The sequence below is a fragment of the Methylorubrum podarium genome, assembly GCF_022179745.1.
In the GTDB taxonomy this organism is placed as follows: domain Bacteria; phylum Pseudomonadota; class Alphaproteobacteria; order Rhizobiales; family Beijerinckiaceae; genus Methylobacterium; species Methylobacterium podarium.
Genome location: NZ_BPRD01000295.1, coordinates 1 through 3,511 on the forward strand (window position 1 = coordinate 1; position 3,511 = coordinate 3,511).

The following is a 3,511-nucleotide window of genomic DNA, read 5'->3' on the forward strand; positions in this document are numbered from 1 at the left end:
CGATGTTCGCCAACATGTCCGCCGCGCTGATCAAGCATGAGCAGATCGTCACCACCCTGCCGAAGGCCAAGGACCTGCGTCCGGTCGTCGAGAAGCTGATCTCGCTCGGCCGCACCGACAGCATCCACGCCCGCCGCCTCGCCATGGCCCAGATCCGCGACGCGGACATGGTCAAGAAGCTCTTCACGGTGCTCGGGCCGCGCTACCAGTCGCGTCCGGGCGGCTACTGCCGCATCATGAAGGCCGGCTTCCGCTACGGCGACAACGCGCCGATGGCCGTCATCGAGTTCGTGGATCGCGACGTCGATGCCCGCGGCAAGGATTCCGGCCCGACCGCGGCCGAGACCGCCGACGCCGCCTGAATTCGTTCTCCGCCGGCCACCGACGGCGGAACGCGTGACAATGCGACCGGATGCGAAAGGCGGCCCCAGGGCCGCCTTTTTGCGTGTTCGCTCAAGAGGGGTAAGAACGAACGTTCGAACCGGCGGTGGAGAAAGCGCCGGCATGCGGGCACTGGGACAATTGTGCATATGCCTTGCCGTCTTGCATCCGTTATCGTCGGGAAACGCGGCAGGGTCGAAGATCACCGGCAGGTCGGCGCCCCTCTTCCTGGCGTGTCCGGTCGGAAGGCGTTGTCGAACGGCAGGATGTGAACCGTGAATGCTCCCAACGAGAGCGCCGAGCTGCTGAGGGATCCGCTGCTCCTCGACAACCAGCTCTGCTACGCGCTCTACGCCGCGGCCCACCGGATGACGAAATCCTACCGGCCGATGCTCGAACGGATGGGGCTGACTTACCCGCAATACCTCGTCCTGCTCGTGCTCTGGGAGAACGACGGCATCACCGTCTCCGAAATCGGCCGGCGCCTGCGGCTGGATTCCGGCACGCTCACCCCGGTCCTGAAGCGGCTCGAAACGAGCGGCCTGCTGAATCGCAGCCGCCGTCAATCCGACGAGCGGGAGGTCGAGATCGCCCTGACCGATCAGGGGCGCGCGCTCCGCTCGGAGGCGATCGCCGTCCGCCAATCCGTCATGTGCCAGCTCAACATGTCGGAGCCGGAGATCCAGGCCATGCGAGCCGACCTGAACGCGCTCATCGAGAACCTCTCGACCACGAGCTGACTGCCGAAAAACGGGGCGCCACAATTCCTTTTGCCGGTTAAATTTCGGTTGAGGTCGAGGCCCCGCTTCCGGTAGTGACGCTTGTCGCTCAGCGCTTGACGGCGACGGCAGCTTCGATCGCAGCGACGTGCTCTCCCGTCATCAATCCTTCAAGGAAGTTTGGCCTTGTCGGTGCCCGCTCGGGGCAGGCCCGGCGGCAATAGCTGAGCGCGAACTGCGCCGGCCGCAGGGCGTTTCAGAAGTATGACGGCCGGCCCGATCGAGAGCAGCCGCGAAGCGCGGCCCCAGGTCGGCGTGCTGCCGATGCGCCGGACCCCCGAGGGCGGAACGGAGATCCTGCTCGTCACCTCCCGCGAGACGCGGCGCTGGATCATCCCGAAGGGCTGGCCGATGAAGGGGCGCAAGCCGTTCGAGGCGGCCGCCCGCGAGGCCTACGAGGAGGCCGGCATCGTCGGCCGGGTCGGCAAGCGCCCGATCGGCTTCTATCTCTACGAGAAGCGCCTGAAGAGCCGGGACGCGGTGCTCTGCCAAGTGACGGTGTTCCCGCTCGAGGTGCGCAAGCAGCTCAAGAAGTTTCCCGAGCGGGGCCAGCGCGAGGCGCGCTGGTTCTCCCCGTCCGAGGCCGCCGAGATGGTCATCGAGGCGGGCCTGGCCGGCCTGATCCGCGCGGCGGGCAACCGGGACCCGAAGAAGAAGCGCTGAGGGCGGGCTGCGCCGATGCGCCCTGGCGCGTCAGGGCGGCCACGGGCCGGCTCGGCGGGCGCGGTGCAGCTCACGCGCCTTACCAGCCTGACGCGGTTCTAGAGATCCTCGCCGCAGCCGTCGAAGGGCGGCGCCTCCCTCCCCGCCCGCCCGGACGCGGCGGATGCGAGGCCGACGATTCGGCGGCCGATGCGGCTGCCGCTGCCGACCGCCTCACCGAGGACCGATTCGACCGTCGCACCCGTGATCCGGTTGTCGGAGCCTGCGGCGATGGCGGCCTGCGCAAGACGACGGACCATCTCCTTGATGAAAGCCGCGCTGGCTCCCTCTGATCGGGCAACGATGGCCTCGACCGTTCCGTCCTCGAAGGTGAGGGCTTGGCCGTAGAGGGCGACGAGCCGGCCGCGGCAGGTGGCGTCCGGATTCGCGATCTCGATCGCCTCGTCCACGCGACCGGGCCGCGAGGCCAGCGCCTCCTCGATCTCCTCGGGACGGTTGGTGGTGAGGATGAAGAGCACGTCGGCGTCGTCGCGCAGACCGTCCATCTCGTTGAGAAGGCGGTTGAGGAGGACCTCGGTCTTCGGGCTGTTCATGCCCTCGCGGGAGCGCCCGACGAGATCGACATCCTCCAGCACGACGATGCTCGGCTGGAGGGTGCGGGCGAGCAGCATGTAGCGATCGAGGTTGGCGACTTCCTCCGCGGTGATGAGCACCGTCGTACGCTCGGGAAGGTTCGAGGCGACGTAGCGGATGACGTGGGTCTTGCCGGTGCCGGGCGGGCCGTAGAGCAGGAGCCCCTTTCGCGTCGATTGCCCGAGCCGCCTGAGCGCGTCGCGGTGGCGGTCGAACTCGAAGACGTGCCGATCGAGCCGCGCCATCGTCGCGGCGTCGAGGATCACGGCCTCGCGCGTGACGACGGGCAGCTTGTGCACCTGCAGGGCCGCCTTCATGCCGGAATAGTCCGACCCGGCTTCGAAGGAGAGGACCTTGCCGCGATAGAGCGCGGAGTTCGCGCCGGCCGATTGAACGGCAGCGAGGAAGCCGCGGGCGAACGCCAGCGACGCGGGATCCGACAGGGTCGCGATTTCGACCTGCGTGAAGGTCCCTTCACGGAACTTTGTATATTGCGAAAGCAGCACAGCAATCGGCCGCCCATCGACCCGGAAAAGCCAGAGGCCGTTGTTCAGGGCGGAGAACGGCTCCGCCTCGCCGACATCCATGTCCTTGTATTGAAGCGGCGTGACGGAGATCGTGTATTGGCCCTGCCGCACCAGCAGGCCGGAGATGGTCAGGGGCAACTGATCGTGGAGTTGATGCACGCCCAGCAGCGTGGGGGCGAACGGATCGATCCGACCCGTCACGGTCGCCTGGAGGTCGGGCAGCAGGTGCGCTCCGAACTGTCGGCGCGAACTCGTGATGCCGTTGGCCTGCTCCGCGCCGAAATGTGCGACGAGCGCTTCCCAGGCCTGGTCGAACGTGCCGGTCATCGCTTCACTCCTCCTCCGGGCGATCCCGGTGTCAGCAAGTTCCTGCTGAGTTTGTGCAACCAGAAGAGGAAAACGACACGTCGGCCTTTCAAACCATTCGGCGCGTTCTCCGCGGACACCCACGCCTCGTGCAGTTTCAGATCGACCGCTTCCATCACGGCATGGTCAGTCCCCTCCCCCTTGCGGGGAGGGGTTCGGGGT

General features: G+C 67.2%; 5 protein-coding genes. 3 read left to right on the forward strand and 2 right to left on the reverse strand.

The window, feature by feature from the left end; genetic code table 11:
* Positions 1-2: 2 nt before the first annotated feature.
* The 3 genes from rplQ (at position 3) to MFF42_RS14935 (ending at position 1,823) form a co-directional block, all read left to right on the forward strand.
* Positions 3-362: a 50S ribosomal protein L17 gene (gene rplQ / locus MFF42_RS14925; RefSeq protein WP_238256437.1), complete on the forward strand. Its 360-nt coding sequence runs from the start codon at positions 3-5 to the stop codon at positions 360-362.
* 294 nt (positions 363-656) lie between these two features.
* On the forward strand, positions 657-1,121 hold the full coding sequence (locus tag MFF42_RS14930; RefSeq protein WP_238256438.1) for a MarR family winged helix-turn-helix transcriptional regulator: 465 nt from the start codon (positions 657-659) through the stop codon (positions 1,119-1,121).
* A gap of 243 nt (positions 1,122-1,364) precedes the next feature.
* The gene (locus MFF42_RS14935; RefSeq protein ID WP_238256439.1) at positions 1,365-1,823 is read left to right on the forward strand and encodes an NUDIX hydrolase; all 459 of its coding nucleotides are present in this window, start codon (positions 1,365-1,367) and stop codon (positions 1,821-1,823) included.
* 98 nt (positions 1,824-1,921) lie between these two features.
* Here MFF42_RS14935 and MFF42_RS14940 read toward each other — a convergent pair whose 3' ends face one another.
* Both MFF42_RS14940 and MFF42_RS14945 read right to left on the reverse strand, forming a co-directional pair.
* The gene (locus MFF42_RS14940) at positions 1,922-3,310 is read right to left on the reverse strand and encodes an AAA family ATPase (RefSeq protein WP_238256440.1); all 1,389 of its coding nucleotides are present in this window, start codon (positions 3,308-3,310) and stop codon (positions 1,922-1,924) included.
* The coding region (locus MFF42_RS14945) for a hypothetical protein (protein WP_238256441.1) at positions 3,307-3,511 on the reverse strand (205 nt) is incomplete at its 5' end. The genes MFF42_RS14945 and MFF42_RS14940, both read right to left, overlap by 4 nt.

What these genes read in the sequence shown, in the direction of transcription:
- rplQ (WP_238256437.1), top strand. Translation starts at nt 3, where the DNA reads ATGTTCGCCAACATGTCCGCCGCGCTGATCAAGCATGAGCAGATCGTC.
- MFF42_RS14935 (WP_238256439.1), top strand. Translation starts at nt 1,365, where the DNA reads ATGACGGCCGGCCCGATCGAGAGCAGCCGCGAAGCGCGGCCCCAGGTC.
- MFF42_RS14940 (WP_238256440.1), bottom strand. Translation starts at nt 3,310, where the DNA reads ATGACCGGCACGTTCGACCAGGCCTGGGAAGCGCTCGTCGCACATTTC.